Below are 16,842 nucleotides of genomic sequence, written 5' to 3' on the forward strand. Positions count from 1 at the left end.
GTCGCGTGGGCGTGACGGCCCCGTTCCCCGGGGGAAGAATTGCGATCACAACGATACGAGGAGGTCAACGGTGACCGATGAGATCATCTCCGTCATCGGGGGGAAGCAGACGTCAGGAACGCCCGGCGACGTCTACGAGTCGGTCAATCCCGCCCATCTGGACGAGGTGGTCGCACGGGTCGGACTCGCGGACGCGGAGACGTTCGCCGCCGCCTGCCGTACGGCCGCCGCCGCGCAGACCGAGTGGGCCGCGGTCCCCGCGCCCGTCAGGGGCAGGGTGATCGCCTCGATCGGACGGCTGGTCGAGGCGAACGCCGAGACGCTCGCCCGGCTCGTCACCCGGGAGATCGGCAAGCCGTACGCGGAGGCACTGGGCGAGGTCCGCGAGATCGTCGACACGTGCGACTTCTTCCTCGGCGAGGGAAGGCGGCTCTACGGGCAGACCGTCCCCTCGGAGATGCCCGACAAGAGCCTGTTCACCTTCCGGGTCCCGGTCGGGGTCGCCGCGGTGATCACGGCGGGCAACTTCCCGGTCGCGGTGCCCTCGTGGTACCTGGTCCCGGCGCTACTGGCGGGCAACGCCGTCGTGTGGAAGCCCGCCGAGTACGCCGCCGCCTCGGCGCACGCGCTCCACCGGCTGTTCACGGCGGCCGGGCTGCCCGACGGTGTGCTGAACCTGGTCCTCACCGACGGGGCCACCGCCTACCGGGGGCTGGAGACCGCGCTGGGCGAGGGCACCGTGCACAAGGTCGGCTTCACCGGCTCGACCGAGGTCGGCCGCAGGATCGGCGAACTGTGCGGACGGCACCTGCAGTCGCCCTGCCTCGAACTCGGCGGCAAGAACCCGATGGTGGTCATGCCCGACGCCGACCTGGACCTGGCGGTCGAGGGAGCCCTGTTCGCCGGATTCGGCACGGCCGGGCAGCGGTGCACCTCGCTCGGCACCGTGATCGTCCACGAGAGCGTCCGCGAGGAGTTCCTCACCCGTTACACGCGCGCCGTCGCCGACGCCGTGATCGGCGACCCCTCGGGGGACGTGCTGTGCGGGCCGCTGCTCGACGAGAGGTTCGCCGCCCGTTTCGAGGAGTATCTCGGCTGGATCGGACCGCACCACAGCGTCGTCTCCGGGCCGGTCGGCAGGATCACCCCGGACAACCCCCGGAGGAACTTCACCGGCGAGGGCGGCCTGTACTACCACCCCGTCGTCGTGGACGGCGTGCGGCCCGACGACCGGCTGTTCCTTGAGGAGACGTTCGGCCCGATCGTGGGCGTGACCGGCTTCACCACCCTGGAGGAGGCGATCGGACTCGCCAACCGGCCCGGCTACGGGCTCTCCTCCTCCATCTACACCACCGACCCGAAGGCCGCCTTCCGGTTCCGTTCGGGCATCGGCGCGGGCATGGTCAGCGTCAACAACTCCACCTCGGGCGCCGAGGCGCACCTGCCCTTCGGCGGAAACGGCAAGTCCGGCAACGGCAGCCGCCAGTCGGGAGTGTGGGTGCTCGACCAGTTCACCCGCTGGCAGGCCCTGAACTGGGACTACTCCGGCAGGCTGCAGAAGGCCCAGATGGACGTCGCCGAAATCATCCCCGATCTGGACTTCAGGCTCTGACTTTGCCCATCCGGGAGGTTCTCCCCATCATGATCGCGGGATGTCTTCCGGTGAGACGGGCGGACGCCCCCGGCGGCCTGCGGGTCCCGGCAGGCGAGTGACCTCCCCGCGTGGCCCCGCCACGCGGGTGACGGCGCCGGCCCGTCCCCCATGCGGCGGCGTGCCCGCCGTACCGGAACCCTCCGGTACGGCGGGGCGCGACGTCACCCGCCTGGAAGGGCCGCAGCCCTGCCGGGGGCACACGAGGGGCCGCGTGCTGCGGCGCGGCCCCTGTGTCTCTTTGCGGTGCCTTCGGCACCGCGGGGGTTGTGTTTCTTTGCGCCGCCTTCGGCGTCGCGGGCTTGGGCGCTTTCGAGTCGGTGTCTTCCCTCGTCGTTCGTCCGCTGCGCTCCCTCACTCCTCAGTCCAGACACCGACGCGCCCAAGCCGAAACCCCTCACGCCTGGGGCCGGGAAAGCACAAACCGACACCCCTCACGCTTGGGGCCGGGAAAGCACAAGGCCACACCTTCCCCGGATGTTGAGATCGGGGTCCCTGTGTCGGGCCTGCGAAGTCGCGGCCGGTTGGGTCACCGGTTGCGGGGATCAGTGGTGGATCGCCACTCGTTCCACCAGTTCGAAGCCTGTGACCAGGAGGAACACGATCCCCAGCAGGGCGTACAGCAGTGCGGGCTGCCGGGTCAGGCCGGGGACCCGGATGCCTCCCCGCCGTCGGCCGCCCGTGCGGTCGTGCGCCGGGGCGGGGAGCGGAGCCGGGGCGGGTTCCACGGCGACGGGCTGGACGGCCACGGCGGCGGGTTCCGCCACCGGGATAGGGCGGCTTCCCGGCGGGAAGGCCGCCACGCGGCTGTGCCCGCAGCCGGGACAGCTCGTTCCCGACCAGGGCGGCTGGACCGGCGTTCCCCCGCGCAGCCACACGACGACGTCGTGGCCGTGCGCGTCGGTCAGATGACGGACGACGTACTTCTCCTGCCAGACGTGCCAGCAACGCAGGCACTCCATCGGCCAGGTCTCACTTGTGCTGAACTCCTCGGTCACAAGGACCACCCCCACGGCGACACCGGTACCGGAACGCCGGTACCGGACCCGAGTGTGAGCGCGCCCCACTGTGACAGCAAGTGTCCGAATGATGCGAAATCTGTAACGACCACATATTGAGACAATCTCTCTTGGAATATGAGATAGATGCTACGGTTCGGATAGATCGACCGAAGGAGTGATCCGCCATGACGTTCAAGAACGCCGTCTACACCCACGGGCACCACGAGTCGGTGCTGCGCTCGCATCGCTGGCGCACGGTGGAGAACTCCGCTGCCTACCTCCTGCCGCACCTGCGCCCCGGGATGTCCCTGCTGGACGTGGGATGCGGGCCGGGGACCATCACCGCGGAGCTGGCCGCCCTGGTCGCGCCGGGGACGGTCACCGCGGTCGAGGTCACCGAGGACGCGCTGTCCCTGGCCAGGGCCGAGGCCGAGCGCCGAGGGCTGTCCAACGTCGAGTTCGCCGTCGCCGACGTGCACGCCCTCGACCTGCCCGACGACGCCTTCGACGTCGTCCACGCCCACCAGGTGCTGCAGCACGTGGGCGACCCCGTCCAGGCGTTGCGGGAGATGCGCCGGGTCTGCGCGCCCGGTGGGGTCGTCGCCGTCCGCGACAGCGACTACGCCGCCTTCACCTGGTTCCCCAGGCCCCCGGAGCTCGACGAGTGGCTGAGCCTCTACCAGCGGGTGGCCAGGGCCAACGGCGGCGAGCCGGACGCGGGACGGCGGCTGCTCTCCTGGGCGCACCAGGCCGGGTTCTCCGACGTCACCGCCTCCGCCTCCGCCTGGTGCTTCGCGACGCCCGAGGACCGCGACTGGTGGGGCGGCATGTGGGCCGAACGCATCCTGAAGTCCGACATGGCCGGTCAGGCCCTCGCCTCGGGCGTCGCGACCGAGGACGACCTGCGCCGCATCTCCCGTGGCTGGCTGGCCTGGGCCGCCGAGCGGGACGGCTGGCTGTCCATCCTCCACGGCGAGCTGATCTGCCGCCCCTGATCCCGCCCCGCCGTACGGCCCGCGTCAGGTCTGCCGGGCGCCGCAGTACCGGGACTGTTTGCCGATGATCCGGTAGACGCAGTCGGCGTACTCCAGCAGGCGGAGCACGGCCTCCCTGTTGCGGGTCGTCTGCGGGCGGATCTGCTCGTCGGGCGGGTAGAAGCCCGGCGGGGAGTCGGCCGGATACATCTCGAAGGTGTAGCTGAAGATCTTGTAGGTGCCCCACAGCCAGTCGTCGATCGCTCCGTCGACGATGTAGAGGTCGCTGGACTGCATGGCCTCGTAGCCGTTGGTTGAGGCCATGTTCGCGCCGAGGGTGGCGAGGGCGTCGTGTTCGTCCCGCGTCATGCCGGGGGCGATCTCGTCGTAGGTGAAGCCGTACGGCCACAGGACCAGTTCGCTGTAGCTGTGCCAGTCGATGTTCGCCTTGATCTGCTGCACGCCGCCGACGACCCTGCCGCGCACCCAGTCGGCGACCGCCCTGACCTCGGGCGCGGACTCGGGTGCCGGGCCCCGGTAGGACTCGCTCGACGGTGAACGCGACGAGCCGCCACAGCAGCCCCACCGGTAGGCCCAGTTGCGGTTCAGGTCGGTCCCCACGTACGACGAGCCCGCGTTGGGCTGGCGGTTCTTACGCCAGAGCCGGTAGGAGCCGCTGGAGATGTCGTACTCGCCGCCGTCCGGGTTGAGGTCCGGCATGACCCAGATCTCCCGTGAGTTCACCAGGGAGGTGATCCTGGAGTCGGCGCCGTAGCCGTCGGTGAGCAGGTGGAGGATGTACAGCGCCATCTCCACGGTCAGGTGCTCCCTGGCGTGCTGGTGGTGGGTGAACAACACCTCGGGTTCGTTCTCGTCCGTTCCCGCGTTGTCACTGATCTTCACCGCGATCAGGTCGCGTCCCTGGACGGAGGTGCCGTAGCTGCTTCTGCGCGCGATCGAGGGGTGGGCGGCGACGATCCGGTCGATCTCGGCGGTCATCTCGGCGTAGTTGTGGTAGCCGGAGTCCGCGGCGGGAAAGTCGAACGGCCTCGCCTCGCGGGAGGGGGGTCCCTGAATCCTCGTGACCGTGTAGCCCAGCCTTCTGATCGCCTCGACCTCGGCGTCCCCCGCGGTGATCACGACCGAGGACTCCTCGACGTGGTCGATCACCGCTCCGGTGGCCGCGACGGCGCTGCGCCGGCGCGGATCATCGGGTCCCTGGACGCGGTACCGGCCGCTCGGCGGCGGGTCTCCGGACGCGCCCGCGGTGGTGACGCCCAGACACGACAGCGCCAGGACCACGAGCACCATGATCGAACGGTGTCTCACCTGATCTCCTCCCCCGGCGCGTCTCGGAGTCCACGCACCTCAACCGAGAGTCAGGCATCGACTCCGCAGAGTAAAGCACCCCGGTCAGAAGCCGATCTCGAACCAGACCGTCCGCCGCCCGCCCCGGCGGTCGTCCTTGACGCCCCACCGGTTCGCGAGCAGGTCGACGAGGAACATCCCCCGGCCGTTCTCGGCCTGCGGGTCGTTGCGCACGTGCGGCGCGGACGCGCCCGATCCGGCGTCGGACACCTCGACCAGCACGCTCTGCGCGCCGAGTTCGACGGTCATCGCGACCTGCCCGCCCGTGCCGGAGGCGGAGTGGACCACCGAGTTCGTCACCACCTCGCTGACCAGGAGGACGACGTCCTCCGACACGGGGTGCCCCTCACCGAGAAAGCCCCTGACCCGGTCCCTCGCCTCGGAGACGGCCTCCGGCACGCCCCGCAGGAACATCGTTGACCGCAGCGGCTGGATCCGTTGCACGACCGCCATGATTGGCCTCGCTCCCCGACACACACATTCCCATGCGCGTCGCGCTCTGAGATGGCACACTCACTCACGGTGAACTGTTCTATCAGGGACTTCAATAGCTCATATTGAGATTCCTCAGTTTCGTTGTCATTGGAACGGAGGTATGCACCATGGCTCCCCGGCGTAGTCCAACGGCGCGGCACCGCCGTCTGATGGCTGAACTGAGCCGTCTGCGAGAGAACAGTGGACTGACGCGGGTGGAGGTGGCTGAACGGATCGGCTCCACCGACACCACTCTCTGGAGATACGAGACGGGTTTGACCCGTCCGAAACCCTCAGACGTGTCGGTCCTCACCGATGTGTACGGCGTGACCGGGGAGGCCCGCGCCTCCCTGATCCAGATGGCCAGGGAGGCCCGCCAGCGGGGTTGGTGGCACCGGCACCGGCAGGCGCTGAAACCCGGCTTCGACTCCTACATCGGGCTTGAGGCGGAGGCGTCGGTGGTGCGCACCTACGAACCGCTCGTCGTGCCCGGCCTGATGCAGACCGAGCCGTACGCACGAGCCGTCATCGAGGCGACCGCCATGACCCAGGCTCCCTCCGAGGTCGATGAGAAGGTCTCCGTGCGCATCTCGCGGCAGCAGTTGCTGCACGGCCCCGGTGACCCGATCCAGCTCGTCGCTTTACTCGACGAGGCAGTACTCCGGCGTCAGATCGGCGGGCGCGCGGTGATGCGCGAGCAGCTTGAACACCTCGTCGAGCTCGGCAGGCTGCCGAACGTGGAGATCCGGGTCATCCCCTTCTCCTCGGGGGCGCACGCCGCGATGGACGGCAAGTTCTGCCTGCTCAGCTTCCCCGAGCCCGAAGACCCCGATCTGGTCTACCTAGAGCAGGCCACGAGCGGGCTCATGCCCGAGGACCCGGAGGAGGTGCGCCGTTACACCCTCATGTTCGGCAGCCTGTCGGCACTGGCTCTCGGCGCGGAGGCGTCGGCCACCTTCATCGCCCAGATGGCGAGGCGATGTTCCAGTCCATAGAAAGAGAGTGCGAGGACCATCGATGGATCTGTCCAGCGTCGTATGGCGCAAGAGCAGCCGCAGCACCAACGGAGGAGACTGCGTGGAGGTCGCGGTCGTCCCCGGTGACCCGGCCCTGGCGGCGCACAAGGCCGACGCCGACGCGCTCTACCTCGTCCGTGACTCCAAGGACCCCGGCGGCCCGGCGCTGGCCTTCACTCAGGGTGAGTGGGACGCCTTCGTCGGCGGCGTGAAGGACGGCGAGTTCGGCTGAGTCACCCTCGGGGGAACCGGGCATCCGGTTCCCCCGGAAAGCACCCCGGCGGCAGCCCGATCACACGGCCCCCCTGCGTTTCCCACTGTGCCTCCCGCTGTGCCCTCCTCCGCATCTCCCGCCATGCCCCGGCCATGCGTCGGCAGGGGATGGGAAAACATCTCCCCGCCATCGCCATAGCCGCGAAGGAGCGGGCGGACTCCCGGCTAACTTCTCCAGCACGTCCGTGATCCGTCGGTGAGGGACACCGGACGGGCCCGTCGGTGAAAGGCACCCGGTGCGGGACGCCGGGTGGGTTTACGGCCGGACACGTCACCGTCCCGGACCGGCACGAGAACGGCACCTGCGAGGGGGCCGGGGAACGTGTCCGTCGTGCGCACGGCCGCCGAGCTAGCGAGAGGTGACTGACCGTGAAGATCGTTGCGACCGGCGCAACCGGGGCCGCCCGTGCGAAGCCGTATGTGAGACCGCGGCGTTGTGGTGTCTCCGTGGGGAACGTGCCCCGCGGGACGATCCGCCGGGTGCCGGGTGCCGGGAGCGCCCGGTGATCTCCGCGGTGGTCTCCGGGGAGTCCCTCACCGTCATCGCGTCGGCGGGCGCGGCGGCGTTCGTCCTGGTGGCCGTGTTCACCGAGTTCACCCGGCGGTTCGCCCTGCGGCTGAAGATCGTCGATCGTCCCGGGGCGTACCGGCCGCACCGGCGCCCGACGCCCCGGCTCGGCGGACCGGCCGTCGCGGCGGGAACGTTGCTGCCCACGACGGCACTGGCCGGCGAGTGGAACCTCCAGCTCATCATGATCATGATGAGCGGCGTCCTCGTCGCCCTGCTCGGGGTGATCCACGACTGCAGGCGGCTGCGGCCCGCGTGGCGGCTGGCCGTCGAGAGCGTCGCCGCGACCCTGGTCGTGGCATCCGGGGTGCGCGTCGAGATCTTCGGCGCCTGGATCGACATGGCGGGCACGCTGCTGTGGATCGTGTTCGTCGCCAACGCGTTCGCCATGATCGACAACACCGACGGCGTGCTCGGAGGCGTCGGCGCCGTGGGCGCGGGCATCCTGGCCGTCACCGCGCTCGCCTCGGGCCAGCCCGCCTTCGCCCTGCTCCTGTTCTCGCTGGCCTGTGGCTGCGTGGGCTTCGCCGCACACGGCTGGAGCCCCGCCCGCATTCGCATGGGCAAGGCGGGCCCGCTGTTCGTCGGCTTCACCCTGGCGGCGAGCGCGGTCGCGGTCTCCGGCCAGGCGGAGCCGGTCACGGTCGTCCCGGCGCTGCTGCTCTTCGCCTTCGTCCCGGTGCTCGACACCTGCCTGGCGGTCGCCGCCCGTCAGCGGGCCGGCCGCCCCTGGCTGCTGGCGGGCCCGGACCACCTGGCGCACCGCTGCGTCGCCGCGGGACTCACCGCACGGCAGGTCGCCCTGGTCATGAGCGCCGCGGCCACCACGGCGGGCCTGCTCGGCATGTACGTGATGCTCGGCCGGGTGCCGGGGGCCGTCGCGCTCCCCGGCGTCGTCTGCGCCGGTGCCGGGCTTCTGGCGTTCCTGGTGCGGATGCCGGGACGCTACCCCGTCGCCCCGCTCCGGGCCCGCCGCCTGGGAAGGGTCACGGCTTCCGCGGAGGGGAGAGGGTGAACCCGCCGGGCTGCTGCCTGCCGGAGCGCTTCCTCAGGTAGGCGGCGAACTTCCTGGAGAGCTTGCGGTCGGCGAAGTGGCGGCCGGTGAACTCGCGTTCCGCGAGGTTCTGGCCGTCATCGCCCAGCCGGGGCGACGGCTGGGCGTGCGCGGTCGGTTCGGGGACGGGTTCCGCGCCCGCCCCGGTCGCCGTGAACATCGGCCCGGCCGCGACCAGGGCCATGCCGAGAAGGATGGGCGTCACACGTCTTGCGGTCATCTCGAACTCCCCCGCCGGTGGTGAACTTCAGGGGAGACACGGGTGGGGCCTCCCCGCAGTCCGTGGTACCGGCCGCGGCCGGGGGCGGCCCGCACGACCCGCGAGATGCTTGCCGAAGGATCGCGGACTGTTCTCCGGGCGTTGACGCCGGTCAGCCGGTCGCCGCCTCGATCCGGTAGAGGGGGCCGGACAGGCTCAGGGCGTACAGCTCGCCGTCGTGGTCCTCACCGAAGGAGGACAGCTGTTCGATCCTGCCCACCTCCTCACCGGCCCCGGGCCGGTCGGCGGGGGTCGTCCTGACCCAGCCCGCGCAGAAGTCGCCGTAGAGGAAGCGCCCGGACAGGGCGGGGACGCGCGTTCCCCGGTAGACGTGCCCGGCGATGACCGAGCAGTTCCCGCCCTCGTGCAGGGGATACTCGATGACCGGTTCGGCCGTTCCCGTGGCCTGGCCGCCTCGGAAGTCGTGTTTGCCCTCCCTGCGGTTCCAGCCGTAGTTCACGCCACCCTTGCCCTTCGGGGCGAAGTCGACCTCCTCCCAGGAGTCCTGGCCGACGTCCCCGATCCACATGTCGCCCGTCTTCCTGTCGAAGGAGAACCGCCAGGGGTTCCGCAGGCCGTACGCCCATATTTCGGGTTTCGCCCCCTGGGTGGCCGTGAAGGGGTTGTCCTCCGGCACCCGGTACGGCGTGCCACGCGGGTCGATCCTGAGGATCTTGCCCAGCCAGGTCCCGGTGTTCTGGCCGTTTCCCTGCGGGTCTCCCCCGCTGCCCCCGTCGCCGAGGGCGATGTAGAGGTAGCCGTCCGGCCCGAAGGCGAGCTGCCCCCCGTTGTGGTTGGCGTACGGCTGCCGCTGGAAGAGCACGTCCCTGCGGTTCGTGGCCCTGACGCCGTCGAAGGCCCACTCGGTGACGTGGGTGTGCCCCTCGGCGTCGGTCCAGTCGAGGTAGAGGTGACCGCCGTCCGGATGGAAGGCGACGCCCAGCAGGCCCTGCTCGTTTCCTCCGCTCACCTCGGCGGAGAGGTCCACGACGGGTTCCGGCGCGACCTTGCCGTCCTTCACCGCGCGCAGCCGCCCGGTCTGCTCGGCGACGTAGAGCGTCTGGTCGCCCTTGCGTACGGCCATCGCCACCGGCATGTCGAGCCGCGCCAGCTCGGTGAACCGTACGGGCGAGGCGGCGGCCGGGGCCGCGGCGGGGGTGGGGGTGGAGCAGGCCGAGACGGAGACCAACAGGGCCGCGCATAACGCGGCCGCTCCCGGCCCGGTCCCACGGGAGATCGACACATTCCTCATGTCCCAATCATGCGTCGTGGGCCCGCGAGCGTTTCCGATCACAGGAACTAGACTGCGGACATGCCTTCAGCACTGATCACGGGCGCGACGGCCGGCATCGGTGCCGCCTTCGCGCGACGGCTCGCCGCCGACGGGTTCTCCCTCGTCCTGGTCGCCCGCGACGAGGAACGGCTGAGCGCCGCCGCCGAGTCCCTGCGCCTGCGGTACGGGGTCGAGGCCGAGGTGCTCGCCGCCGACCTGGCGACCGACGAGGGGTTGGAGCGGGTCGAGGCGCGGCTGCGCCAGGGGGTCGACCTGCTGGTCAACAACGCGGGCTTCGGCCATCCCGGCTCGTTCCTCGACGTCCCGGTCCCCGACGAGCTGCGGATGCTGAAGGTGCACTGCGAGGCGGTGCTGCGGCTGACGATGGCCGCGCTGCCCGGCATGCGCAAGCGGAACCGGGGCGCGGTGATCAACGTGGCGTCGGTCGCGGCCTTCCTCAACCGCGGCACCTACAGCGCCTCCAAGGCCTGGGTCGTCAACTACAGCGAGTCGATGGCCGCCGAGCTGGTGGGGACGCGCGTGCGGGTGATGGCGCTGTGCCCGGGGTTCGTCAGGACCGAGTTCCACGAGCGCGCCTCGATGGACACCTCGGGCATCCCCGGTTTCCTGTGGCTGTCGGCCGACGACGTGGTGAACGAGTCCATGCGCGACCTGGCGCTCGGCAAGCGGGTGAGCGTGCCCGACCTGCGCTACAAGGTCATCGTCGGGGTGAGCAGGCTGGTGCCCCGCGGTCTCGCGGCCGGTGTCTCCCGGCGTCTCGGCCGGAGATGACCGGAGACAGCCGGGAGGAACGGAAACGGAGAAGGAAGGGCCCGCGCGGCAGGAGGGGGTTGCGGCGCGGGCCCTTCCGGTACTCGGATCGGTCAGACGTGCAGGTTGGCCGGGTGGCCGATCGACAGACCGGAGACCGGGTCGAAGAAGTGCAGGTTGTGGGTGTCGACGACCAGCTCGACGTTCTGGCCGGGACGGACGTGGCTGCGGGAGTTGACGCGGGCGGTCCACAGCGACTTGTCGCCGACCAGCGGCAGCGTCGTCTCCTCGTCCTCACCGGCGTCCGCGGCGGCGACGGTGTCCTGGTGCTGGACCGGCGGGGCGTCGATCAGGAACAGGACGTTGATCTCGGAGCCGAGCTCCTCGGTGACCTCGGCGCGCACCTGCAGGCGGCTCCAGTGGCCCGGAGCGCCGCTGGCGGCGGCCGCGTCGTCGAAGTCGGAGGGCCGGACGCCCAGGATGACCTTCTTGCCGAGCCACTGGTCGAGACCGGGCTTGTCGGTGAAGCTCTGGTTGGGCACCGGGAGCTTGATGCCGGCGAACGAGACGAAGGCGCCGCCGTCGCCGCGGACGAGCTCGGCGTTGACGAGGTTCATCGACGGTGAGCCCATGAAGCCCGCGACGAAGAGGTTGACCGGGCTGTCGAAGAGGTTCTGCGGGGTGTCGACCTGCTGGAGCAGGCCGTCGCGCAGCACGCAGACCCGGTCGCCGAGGGTCATGGCCTCGACCTGGTCGTGGGTGACGTAGACGGTGGTGACGCCGAGGCGGTCGTGCAGCGTGTTGAGGGAGGCGCGCATGGAGACACGGAGCTTGGCGTCCAGGTTGGACAGCGGCTCGTCCATGAGGAAGGCCTGCGGCTCACGCACGATGGCGCGGCCCATCGCGACACGCTGACGCTGACCACCGGACAGGGCGGCGGGCTTGCGCTTGAGGTACTGCTCAAGGCCGAGCATCTTGGCGGCCTCGTTGACCCTCTTGGAGATCTCCGCCTTGGGCATCTTGCGGAGCTTGAGGCCGAAGGCGAGGTTCTCCTCGACCGTCATGTGCGGGTAGAGCGCGTAGTTCTGGAAGACCATGGCGATGTCGCGGTCCTTCGGCGGCAGGTGGTTGACCACCCGGCCCCCGATGGAGATCTCGCCGCCGCTGATGTCCTCAAGGCCGGCGATCATGCGCAGAGCGGTGGACTTGCCGCAGCCGGACGGGCCGACCAGCACCATGAACTCGCCGTCCTTGATCTCAAGGTCAAGGCCGTTCACGGCTTTGACACCGCCTGCGTAGATCTTGTCGACTTTGCTGAGAACGATGGATGCCATGGAAGTCCTTAGCGCCTCGGGCCAAACCCGCGTTCACCCGATGTGGATACGTTTTCATGCATCTCACCGGAAACGAAGATCCCTGTCAACCCCTCAGCCGGTACTACCTTGTCAACGGCGCTTCCGTTATCTCTCCGCACTGGATCGAATACTGAAAACATGATGGAATCGTTTCCATGAGCATGCGTCGTACGACCATCAAGGACGTCGCGGAGGCGGCGGGGGTCGGGGTGGCAACGGTCTCGCGGGTTCTGTCCGGGGGGTCGGCCAGCCCCGAGACCAGGGAGCGGGTGCTGACCGTCGCGGCCCAGCTCGACTACCGGCCGAGCGCGCTCGGCCGTAACCTGCGCCAGCAGCGCTCGGGCGGGATCGGGCTGCTGTTGCCCGACATCACCGACACCTTCTACGGCCGGCTGGCCGACGGCGTGCTCGCCTGCGCCCGTTCGGCGGGCGAGCCGGTGATCCTGGGCGCCACGGGCGACGACGAGGAGCGCGAGGGCGAGCTGATCGGCATGCTGGTCGAACAGGGCGTCGACCGGGTGATCGCGGTGCCCTCGGGCGAGGGCGAGATCTGGGCTCCGACGCTGCGGGCCGGGCTCACCACGGTGTTCGCGCACCGGAGCGCGGGCGGGCGCGACGAGGTGCCCTCGGTGCTGGCCGACGACCGCGCGGGCGTGCGGACCGCGATCGACTATCTGACGGGCCTGGGCCATCGACGCATCGCCTACCTCGGCGGCCCCGGGCAGTCCCAGCGCCTGACCGCCTTCCGCCAGGCGCTGGGCCCCCTGGTCGACGAGGAGCTGATCGTGCTGGCGCGCGGCACCAGGGACTCCGCCTACGCCGCGGCGGCCGGGCTGTTCCAGCACCGGCCCGACCTGACCGCCGTGCTCGCCGGGGGCAACCTGCTGGGCGAGGCCGCCGTGCTCGCCGCGAGGGAGCTGGACGTACGGGTGCCCAGGGACCTGTCACTGATCATGTTCGACGACGTTCCCTGGGCCGAGCTGTGCTCTCCCCCGCTGACGGTGATCGCCCAGCCCGCGCGGGACATCGGCTACCGGGCGGCCGAACTCGTGCTCCGCGCGGGCGGCAGGCGCCCGCGCGGTGTGCTTCTGCCGACCGAGCTGATCGTGAGGGGAAGCTGCGGACCTAGAGGGTCTTCTCGATCGCCGCGATGACGGCCGGGTCGCCGGGCTCGACGCCCGGCCGGAACCTGGCCAGCACCTCGCCCTCACGCGAGACCAGGAACTTCTCGAAGTTCCACTGGACGTCCCCGGCCGTCCCCTCGGCGTCCGGGGTCTCGGTGAGCGAGGCGTACAGCGGGTGCCGCCCCTCACCGTTGACATCGGTCTTGGCCAGCAGCGGGAAGTCCACGCCGTAGGTGGTCGAGCAGAACTCCTGGATCTCCTCGGGGCTGCCGGGCTCCTGCCCCATGAACTGGTTGCAGGGGACCCCGACGACGGTGAGACCCGCCCCGCCGTAGGTCCGCTGGAGTTCGACGAGCCCGGAGTACTGCGGGGTGAGGCCGCAGCGGGAGGCGACGTTCACGACGAGGGCGGCGCCGTCCCCGGCCAGCTCGGCGAGGGTCGTCGGCGCGTCGGCGAGAGTGCGCAGAGGAATATCACGAATGCTCATGATCTGCACCCTAAACCCGCTGTCACATCCAAGAGTTATGACACCCGGGAAAGGAAATGTGACGGACGCCACAGGTGATTCGACGGCCCCCTGAGCAGGCACTTGATCCTTTTCTAACCGATCTTTGACAGAAGGCTTGACAAAGCCTGTCGGCTGGCCCGCTGGAAATCACTGGGGCATCGTGACGGCGTCCCCCGAAACCGGCGAAAGGTCACTTTCCTATGCCGACGCCACGCCGTACCAGCCTGTCGCTGGGCCTCATGGCGCTCGCCGTCAGCACCACCGCCACGGTCGTCGACGTCTCCCCCGCGGCGGCCTCGTCGTCCGCGTTGCGGGGCAACCAGGCCCTCGCGGCGCCCATGGTGGCCGCCAGGGGCTGGAGCCGCGCCAACTTCGACTGTCTCCGGCGACTCTGGACAAGGGAGAGCAACTGGAACCACAGGGCGCACAACCGCTCCTCCGGCGCGTACGGAATCCCCCAGGCACTGCCCGGGAAGAAGATGGCCGACGCGGGCCGGGACTGGCGGACCAACCCCAGAACACAGATCAGATGGGGCCTCGGCTACATCCGGCAACGCTACGGCTCGCCGTGCGGAGCATGGGCGCACTTCCGCTCCCACGGCTGGTACTAGATCCAAACCCCAAGGCGGGGTGATTTTCGTCTCCCGCCGGTCTCCAGGCAGATCACCGCCGGTCAGGTGATCACCGCCGAACCACCCGCATGCCGCGAAGATCGGGCAAACACCTTCCCCGCACGTGTCCCAGGCGCCCGTCGCCGCTCCTCCGGCGTACTAGAAAGCCGCCTAGGAAACACGTCGCGGTGTCTCATGCCGGAAACGGGCCGGCGAGACCACGCGGGCGTCCCCGCCCGAGCCACGGGTGCCGGATCGTCGAGCGCGCGGGGGACTCCGGTTCCACGCGCCTTCCCGCACGCGGCCAGCGGACAAGGATAAAAGTGGACAGAAACCGTGTTCTGCGCAACACCGTTCTGAGCATGATCGCCGCCTCGACCGTGGTCGGTTCGGCGTCCATCGGACGGGCCGACGACATCGCGACGACCACGAACGCCGGTACCACCGAGGCGACCGGCACCGCCGGCGGCCCCGCGGCGTCCGAGGAGGCCGCCCGGACCGGGAGGGCCGCGGCCGTGGCCGTGAGTCCTCAGGTCAGGAGGGTCCACCGGGCCGTCTGGGTCACCAGGACCGTGCCCAAGGTCAGAACGGCCGCCAGAACATCGAAAAGCAGGAACAAGGCGATCGCGTTCCGCCTCGTCGCGCGCCGTTCGTGGTCTCGCGACCAGTTCCAGTGCCTGGACAGTCTCTGGACCAGGGAGAGCAACTGGAACCACCAGGCGCACAACCCCTCTTCGGGTGCCTACGGCATCCCCCAGGCCCTGCCTGGTTCGAAGATGAGGGGCGTCGGCGGGGACTGGCGGTCGAATCCGGTCACGCAGATCCACTGGGGTCTGCGCTACATCAAGAGCCGCTACGGGTCACCGTGCGGCGCGTGGGGTCATTTCCGGTCAAGAAACTGGTACTGACCTGGGGAGTGTCCAGGGGAAGGGAACACTCCCCCGGCGTCCGGGGCCCACAGGTCCCGGACGCCACCCCGTTCACCTCCCCCTACGGCCCGGACCGTATCCAGTGGCCAGCAGGTGCCCGGGCAGCTCCTAGTGACCGAGGGCGCTCAGGCCCAGCAGGAGTGACTGCCGTTCTGCGGTGGTCAGGACCTCGTACGGCACGGCGGCCCTGCGGTTCGTGTCCTCCTCGATGCGTTCGCGGGAGGGGCCGGAGGACAGGCCGACGATCTGGGTGGCGGTGAGACCGGCCTCCTCCCACGCGGCGGCGTGGGCGTCGGCCCGGTGGTAACGCAGCGCGGCCAGCCGGTTGAACAGCAGCACCCCCTCTGAGGTCCCCTCCGGTTCGTACGGCGGCGCCGCCTGGGCGAAGGCCTCGCCACCGCTGTCCGCCGAGGCCTCGACGAGCCGCCCGGCGAGACCGGCCAGCTCGGGCAGCCGTTCGGCGTGCCCGGCCCACATCTCCCCGGTCACCGTCGTGTGCAGGCCGTACAGCTCCGTGATGAAGGCCAGCGCCCTGGGGGTGGCGCGCAGGGCGCCGTCGTGGTCGGTGACGAGGGTCCCCTGGGTGAGCTGGACCCCGATCTCGTTGTCGTCGAACGGGTTGTACCGGTAGAGCGCGGCCAGCCCTCGCCGGGTGAGCGGGCGGGCGGGGAGCACGTACCGGAGATCGACCAGCAGGTCCGCCTGCAGTCCTGACCGTTCGACGAGTTCCCGGCCGAGCGGCCTGCCCGCGATGAGGACGCCGAGGTGGACGGCGTCGATCAGCGGGGCGATCGACGCGGCGTAGCCAGGCAGATCATCGAACCGTGACATGCTGCGCTATCCTGCCGTATTTTCCTTGAAGCAGGAGTACTTAGGCGGCGGAAACAGCCGACCGGCCGGATATTCGCGCCGAACGCCGTGGCTATCTGACGACGACGAAGACGGCGGCCCCGAGAGCGGCGGCCATCGTGCCGAGCCAGGCGACGAGGGCGTCCACCCGGACGTCGAGGGGACTGCCCTCGTGCAGGGCGCGCTGCACGCGCCGGTAGCGGACGCCGGTGCGGGCCAGCAGGAGGGCGCCCGCGGCCGCGGAGAGGAAGAAGGGGGTCACGGCCGCCGGGGGCACCCCGGCGCGCAACGCGACACCGCCCGCCCCCAGGCCGCCGACCGCCTGCACCGCGGCGGTGCGAACCCAGGCCAGCCGGGTCCGCTCGTTCTGCAGCCCCTCGTCCCAGATGGGGATCATCGGCCCAGGAGGATGAGAACCATGGCGAGCACGGCCACGGCCGCGACGCCGTACCCCAGGAGCGGGGCGATGGCGGGTTCGGGCAGCGGCGCCGCCTGACGCAGGGCACGCTGCACCCTGCGCCAGCGCGGGTAGGCCATCGCGGCGCACAGGGCCGAGAGCGAGACCAAGGTGACCGCCAGTACGGTCCTCATCCACGGGACGAAGACGTCGGCGGAGACGGCGGCCATGGCGACGCCGCCCGCGCTCAGGGCGAGCGACGTGCTGAGCCAGGTGAGGAACGTGCGTTCGTTCGCGAGGGTGAATCGGGGGTCCGGTTCGTCCCTGGATAGGTCCATATTGACGACGCTAGTTCAACCATATTTCCCATAGAGAACCCGGGAATGC

Annotated in this window: 19 protein-coding genes; 9 read left to right on the forward strand and 10 right to left on the reverse strand. The window is 70.1% G+C overall.

All coding sequences use genetic code 11. The features are described 5' to 3' along the window. Positions 1–70: 70 nt before the first annotated feature. Positions 71–1,612 (forward strand): aldehyde dehydrogenase family protein, encoded by a 1,542-nt coding sequence (locus ABZ470_RS13690; protein ID WP_362775638.1) that lies wholly within the window; start codon positions 71–73, stop codon positions 1,610–1,612. Between the two features lie 584 nt (positions 1,613–2,196). Here the strand turns inward: ABZ470_RS13690 and ABZ470_RS13695 are convergent. Further along, positions 2,197–2,664: a hypothetical protein gene (locus ABZ470_RS13695; RefSeq protein WP_362911535.1), complete on the reverse strand. Its 468-nt coding sequence runs from the start codon at positions 2,662–2,664 to the stop codon at positions 2,197–2,199. A gap of 173 nt (positions 2,665–2,837) precedes the next feature. Between ABZ470_RS13695 and ABZ470_RS13700 the strand changes: the two genes are divergently transcribed. Further along, positions 2,838–3,647 carry a class I SAM-dependent methyltransferase gene (locus tag ABZ470_RS13700; RefSeq protein ID WP_362775634.1) on the forward strand — a complete coding sequence of 270 codons (810 nt, stop codon included), beginning with the start codon at positions 2,838–2,840 and terminating at the stop codon, positions 3,645–3,647. Positions 3,648–3,671: 24 nt separating this feature from the next. Here the strand turns inward: ABZ470_RS13700 and ABZ470_RS13705 are convergent, their stop codons facing one another. Both ABZ470_RS13705 and ABZ470_RS13710 read right to left on the reverse strand, forming a co-directional pair. After that, positions 3,672–4,955 carry a M14 family metallopeptidase gene (locus ABZ470_RS13705; RefSeq protein ID WP_362911536.1) on the reverse strand — a complete coding sequence of 428 codons (1,284 nt, stop codon included), beginning with the start codon at positions 4,953–4,955 and terminating at the stop codon, positions 3,672–3,674. 84 nt (positions 4,956–5,039) lie between these two features. Beyond that, positions 5,040–5,447 carry an ATP-binding protein gene (locus ABZ470_RS13710; protein ID WP_362775630.1) on the reverse strand — a complete coding sequence of 136 codons (408 nt, stop codon included), beginning with the start codon at positions 5,445–5,447 and terminating at the stop codon, positions 5,040–5,042. A gap of 191 nt (positions 5,448–5,638) precedes the next feature. Here ABZ470_RS13710 and ABZ470_RS13715 point away from each other — a divergent pair, with 191 nt between their 5' ends. The 3 genes from ABZ470_RS13715 (at position 5,639) to ABZ470_RS13725 (ending at position 8,340) form a co-directional block, all read left to right on the forward strand. Beyond that, positions 5,639–6,463, forward strand: coding sequence for a helix-turn-helix transcriptional regulator (locus ABZ470_RS13715; RefSeq protein WP_362911537.1), 825 nt, complete (start codon positions 5,639–5,641; stop codon positions 6,461–6,463). A 22-nt stretch (positions 6,464–6,485) separates the two neighbouring features. Then, positions 6,486–6,716, forward strand: a complete 231-nt coding sequence (locus tag ABZ470_RS13720; protein ID WP_352011488.1) for a DUF397 domain-containing protein — start codon at positions 6,486–6,488, stop codon at positions 6,714–6,716. Between the two features lie 544 nt (positions 6,717–7,260). Next, a complete protein-coding gene (locus ABZ470_RS13725) occupies positions 7,261–8,340 on the forward strand; it encodes an MraY family glycosyltransferase (RefSeq protein WP_362911538.1) in 1,080 nt (359 codons plus the stop codon). Here the strand turns inward: ABZ470_RS13725 and ABZ470_RS13730 are convergent. Then, complete coding sequence (locus ABZ470_RS13730; protein WP_352011486.1) at positions 8,312–8,599, reverse strand: hypothetical protein; 288 nt, start codon at positions 8,597–8,599, stop codon at positions 8,312–8,314. The two genes, ABZ470_RS13725 and ABZ470_RS13730, sit on opposite strands and share 29 nt — an antisense overlap. Before the next feature lie 151 nt (positions 8,600–8,750). Then, positions 8,751–9,890, reverse strand: a complete 1,140-nt coding sequence (locus ABZ470_RS13735) for a PQQ-dependent sugar dehydrogenase (protein ID WP_362911539.1) — start codon at positions 9,888–9,890, stop codon at positions 8,751–8,753. 60 nt (positions 9,891–9,950) lie between these two features. Between ABZ470_RS13735 and ABZ470_RS13740 the strand changes: the two genes are divergently transcribed. Next, positions 9,951–10,703, forward strand: coding sequence for an SDR family oxidoreductase (locus ABZ470_RS13740; protein WP_352011484.1), 753 nt, complete (start codon positions 9,951–9,953; stop codon positions 10,701–10,703). Positions 10,704–10,795: 92 nt separating this feature from the next. Here ABZ470_RS13740 and ugpC read toward each other — a convergent pair whose 3' ends face one another. Beyond that, positions 10,796–12,016, reverse strand: a complete 1,221-nt coding sequence (ugpC, locus tag ABZ470_RS13745) for a sn-glycerol-3-phosphate ABC transporter ATP-binding protein UgpC (protein ID WP_352011483.1) — start codon at positions 12,014–12,016, stop codon at positions 10,796–10,798. Positions 12,017–12,192: 176 nt separating this feature from the next. Between ugpC and ABZ470_RS13750 the strand changes: the two genes are divergently transcribed. After that, positions 12,193–13,191 (forward strand): LacI family DNA-binding transcriptional regulator, encoded by a 999-nt coding sequence (locus ABZ470_RS13750; protein WP_352011482.1) that lies wholly within the window; start codon positions 12,193–12,195, stop codon positions 13,189–13,191. Here ABZ470_RS13750 and ABZ470_RS13755 read toward each other — a convergent pair. Then, entirely contained in the window at positions 13,163–13,648 is a 486-nt protein-coding gene (locus ABZ470_RS13755) for a glutathione peroxidase (protein WP_352011481.1), read from the reverse strand. The two genes, ABZ470_RS13750 and ABZ470_RS13755, sit on opposite strands and share 29 nt — an antisense overlap. Before the next feature lie 221 nt (positions 13,649–13,869). Here ABZ470_RS13755 and ABZ470_RS13760 point away from each other — a divergent pair, with 221 nt between their 5' ends. Together ABZ470_RS13760 and ABZ470_RS13765 are read left to right on the forward strand one after the other, a co-directional pair. After that, positions 13,870–14,280, forward strand: a complete 411-nt coding sequence (locus ABZ470_RS13760) for a transglycosylase SLT domain-containing protein (RefSeq protein ID WP_352011480.1) — start codon at positions 13,870–13,872, stop codon at positions 14,278–14,280. Between the two features lie 323 nt (positions 14,281–14,603). Beyond that, the gene (locus ABZ470_RS13765; protein ID WP_362911540.1) at positions 14,604–15,188 is read left to right on the forward strand and encodes a lytic transglycosylase domain-containing protein; all 585 of its coding nucleotides are present in this window, start codon (positions 14,604–14,606) and stop codon (positions 15,186–15,188) included. 129 nt (positions 15,189–15,317) lie between these two features. Here the strand turns inward: ABZ470_RS13765 and ABZ470_RS13770 are convergent, their stop codons facing one another. The 3 genes from ABZ470_RS13770 to ABZ470_RS13780 all read right to left on the reverse strand — a co-directional run bounded on the left by ABZ470_RS13770 (position 15,318) and on the right by ABZ470_RS13780 (position 16,793). Then, a complete protein-coding gene (locus tag ABZ470_RS13770) occupies positions 15,318–16,040 on the reverse strand; it encodes a hypothetical protein (protein WP_362911541.1) in 723 nt (240 codons plus the stop codon). A 91-nt stretch (positions 16,041–16,131) separates the two neighbouring features. Continuing rightward, positions 16,132–16,455 carry a DUF202 domain-containing protein gene (locus ABZ470_RS13775; protein WP_352011477.1) on the reverse strand — a complete coding sequence of 108 codons (324 nt, stop codon included), beginning with the start codon at positions 16,453–16,455 and terminating at the stop codon, positions 16,132–16,134. Beyond that, the gene (locus ABZ470_RS13780) at positions 16,452–16,793 is read right to left on the reverse strand and encodes a DUF202 domain-containing protein (protein ID WP_352011476.1); all 342 of its coding nucleotides are present in this window, start codon (positions 16,791–16,793) and stop codon (positions 16,452–16,454) included. Before ABZ470_RS13780 ends, ABZ470_RS13775 begins: the two co-directional genes overlap by 4 nt. Positions 16,794–16,842: the final 49 nt, after the last annotated feature.

Origin of the sequence: Streptosporangium sp. NPDC020072 (assembly GCF_040631445.1) — a bacterium.
Lineage (GTDB): Bacteria > Actinomycetota > Actinomycetes > Streptosporangiales > Streptosporangiaceae > Streptosporangium.

Excerpts from the sequence above, each read along its gene's own strand:
- ABZ470_RS13700 (WP_362775634.1), top strand. The coding sequence starts at position 2,838 with ATGACGTTCAAGAACGCCGTCTACACCCACGGGCACCACGAGTCGGTG.
- ABZ470_RS13710 (WP_362775630.1), bottom strand. The coding sequence starts at position 5,447 with ATGGCGGTCGTGCAACGGATCCAGCCGCTGCGGTCAACGATGTTCCTG.
- ABZ470_RS13715 (WP_362911537.1), top strand. The coding sequence starts at position 5,639 with ATGGCTGAACTGAGCCGTCTGCGAGAGAACAGTGGACTGACGCGGGTG.
- ABZ470_RS13720 (WP_352011488.1), top strand. The coding sequence starts at position 6,486 with ATGGATCTGTCCAGCGTCGTATGGCGCAAGAGCAGCCGCAGCACCAAC.
- ABZ470_RS13730 (WP_352011486.1), bottom strand. The coding sequence starts at position 8,599 with ATGACCGCAAGACGTGTGACGCCCATCCTTCTCGGCATGGCCCTGGTC.
- ABZ470_RS13735 (WP_362911539.1), bottom strand. The coding sequence starts at position 9,890 with ATGAGGAATGTGTCGATCTCCCGTGGGACCGGGCCGGGAGCGGCCGCG.
- ABZ470_RS13740 (WP_352011484.1), top strand. The coding sequence starts at position 9,951 with ATGCCTTCAGCACTGATCACGGGCGCGACGGCCGGCATCGGTGCCGCC.
- ugpC (WP_352011483.1), bottom strand. The coding sequence starts at position 12,016 with ATGGCATCCATCGTTCTCAGCAAAGTCGACAAGATCTACGCAGGCGGT.
- ABZ470_RS13750 (WP_352011482.1), top strand. The coding sequence starts at position 12,193 with ATGAGCATGCGTCGTACGACCATCAAGGACGTCGCGGAGGCGGCGGGG.
- ABZ470_RS13755 (WP_352011481.1), bottom strand. The coding sequence starts at position 13,648 with ATGAGCATTCGTGATATTCCTCTGCGCACTCTCGCCGACGCGCCGACG.
- ABZ470_RS13760 (WP_352011480.1), top strand. The coding sequence starts at position 13,870 with ATGCCGACGCCACGCCGTACCAGCCTGTCGCTGGGCCTCATGGCGCTC.
- ABZ470_RS13770 (WP_362911541.1), bottom strand. The coding sequence starts at position 16,040 with ATGTCACGGTTCGATGATCTGCCTGGCTACGCCGCGTCGATCGCCCCG.
- ABZ470_RS13775 (WP_352011477.1), bottom strand. The coding sequence starts at position 16,455 with ATGATCCCCATCTGGGACGAGGGGCTGCAGAACGAGCGGACCCGGCTG.
- ABZ470_RS13780 (WP_352011476.1), bottom strand. The coding sequence starts at position 16,793 with ATGGACCTATCCAGGGACGAACCGGACCCCCGATTCACCCTCGCGAAC.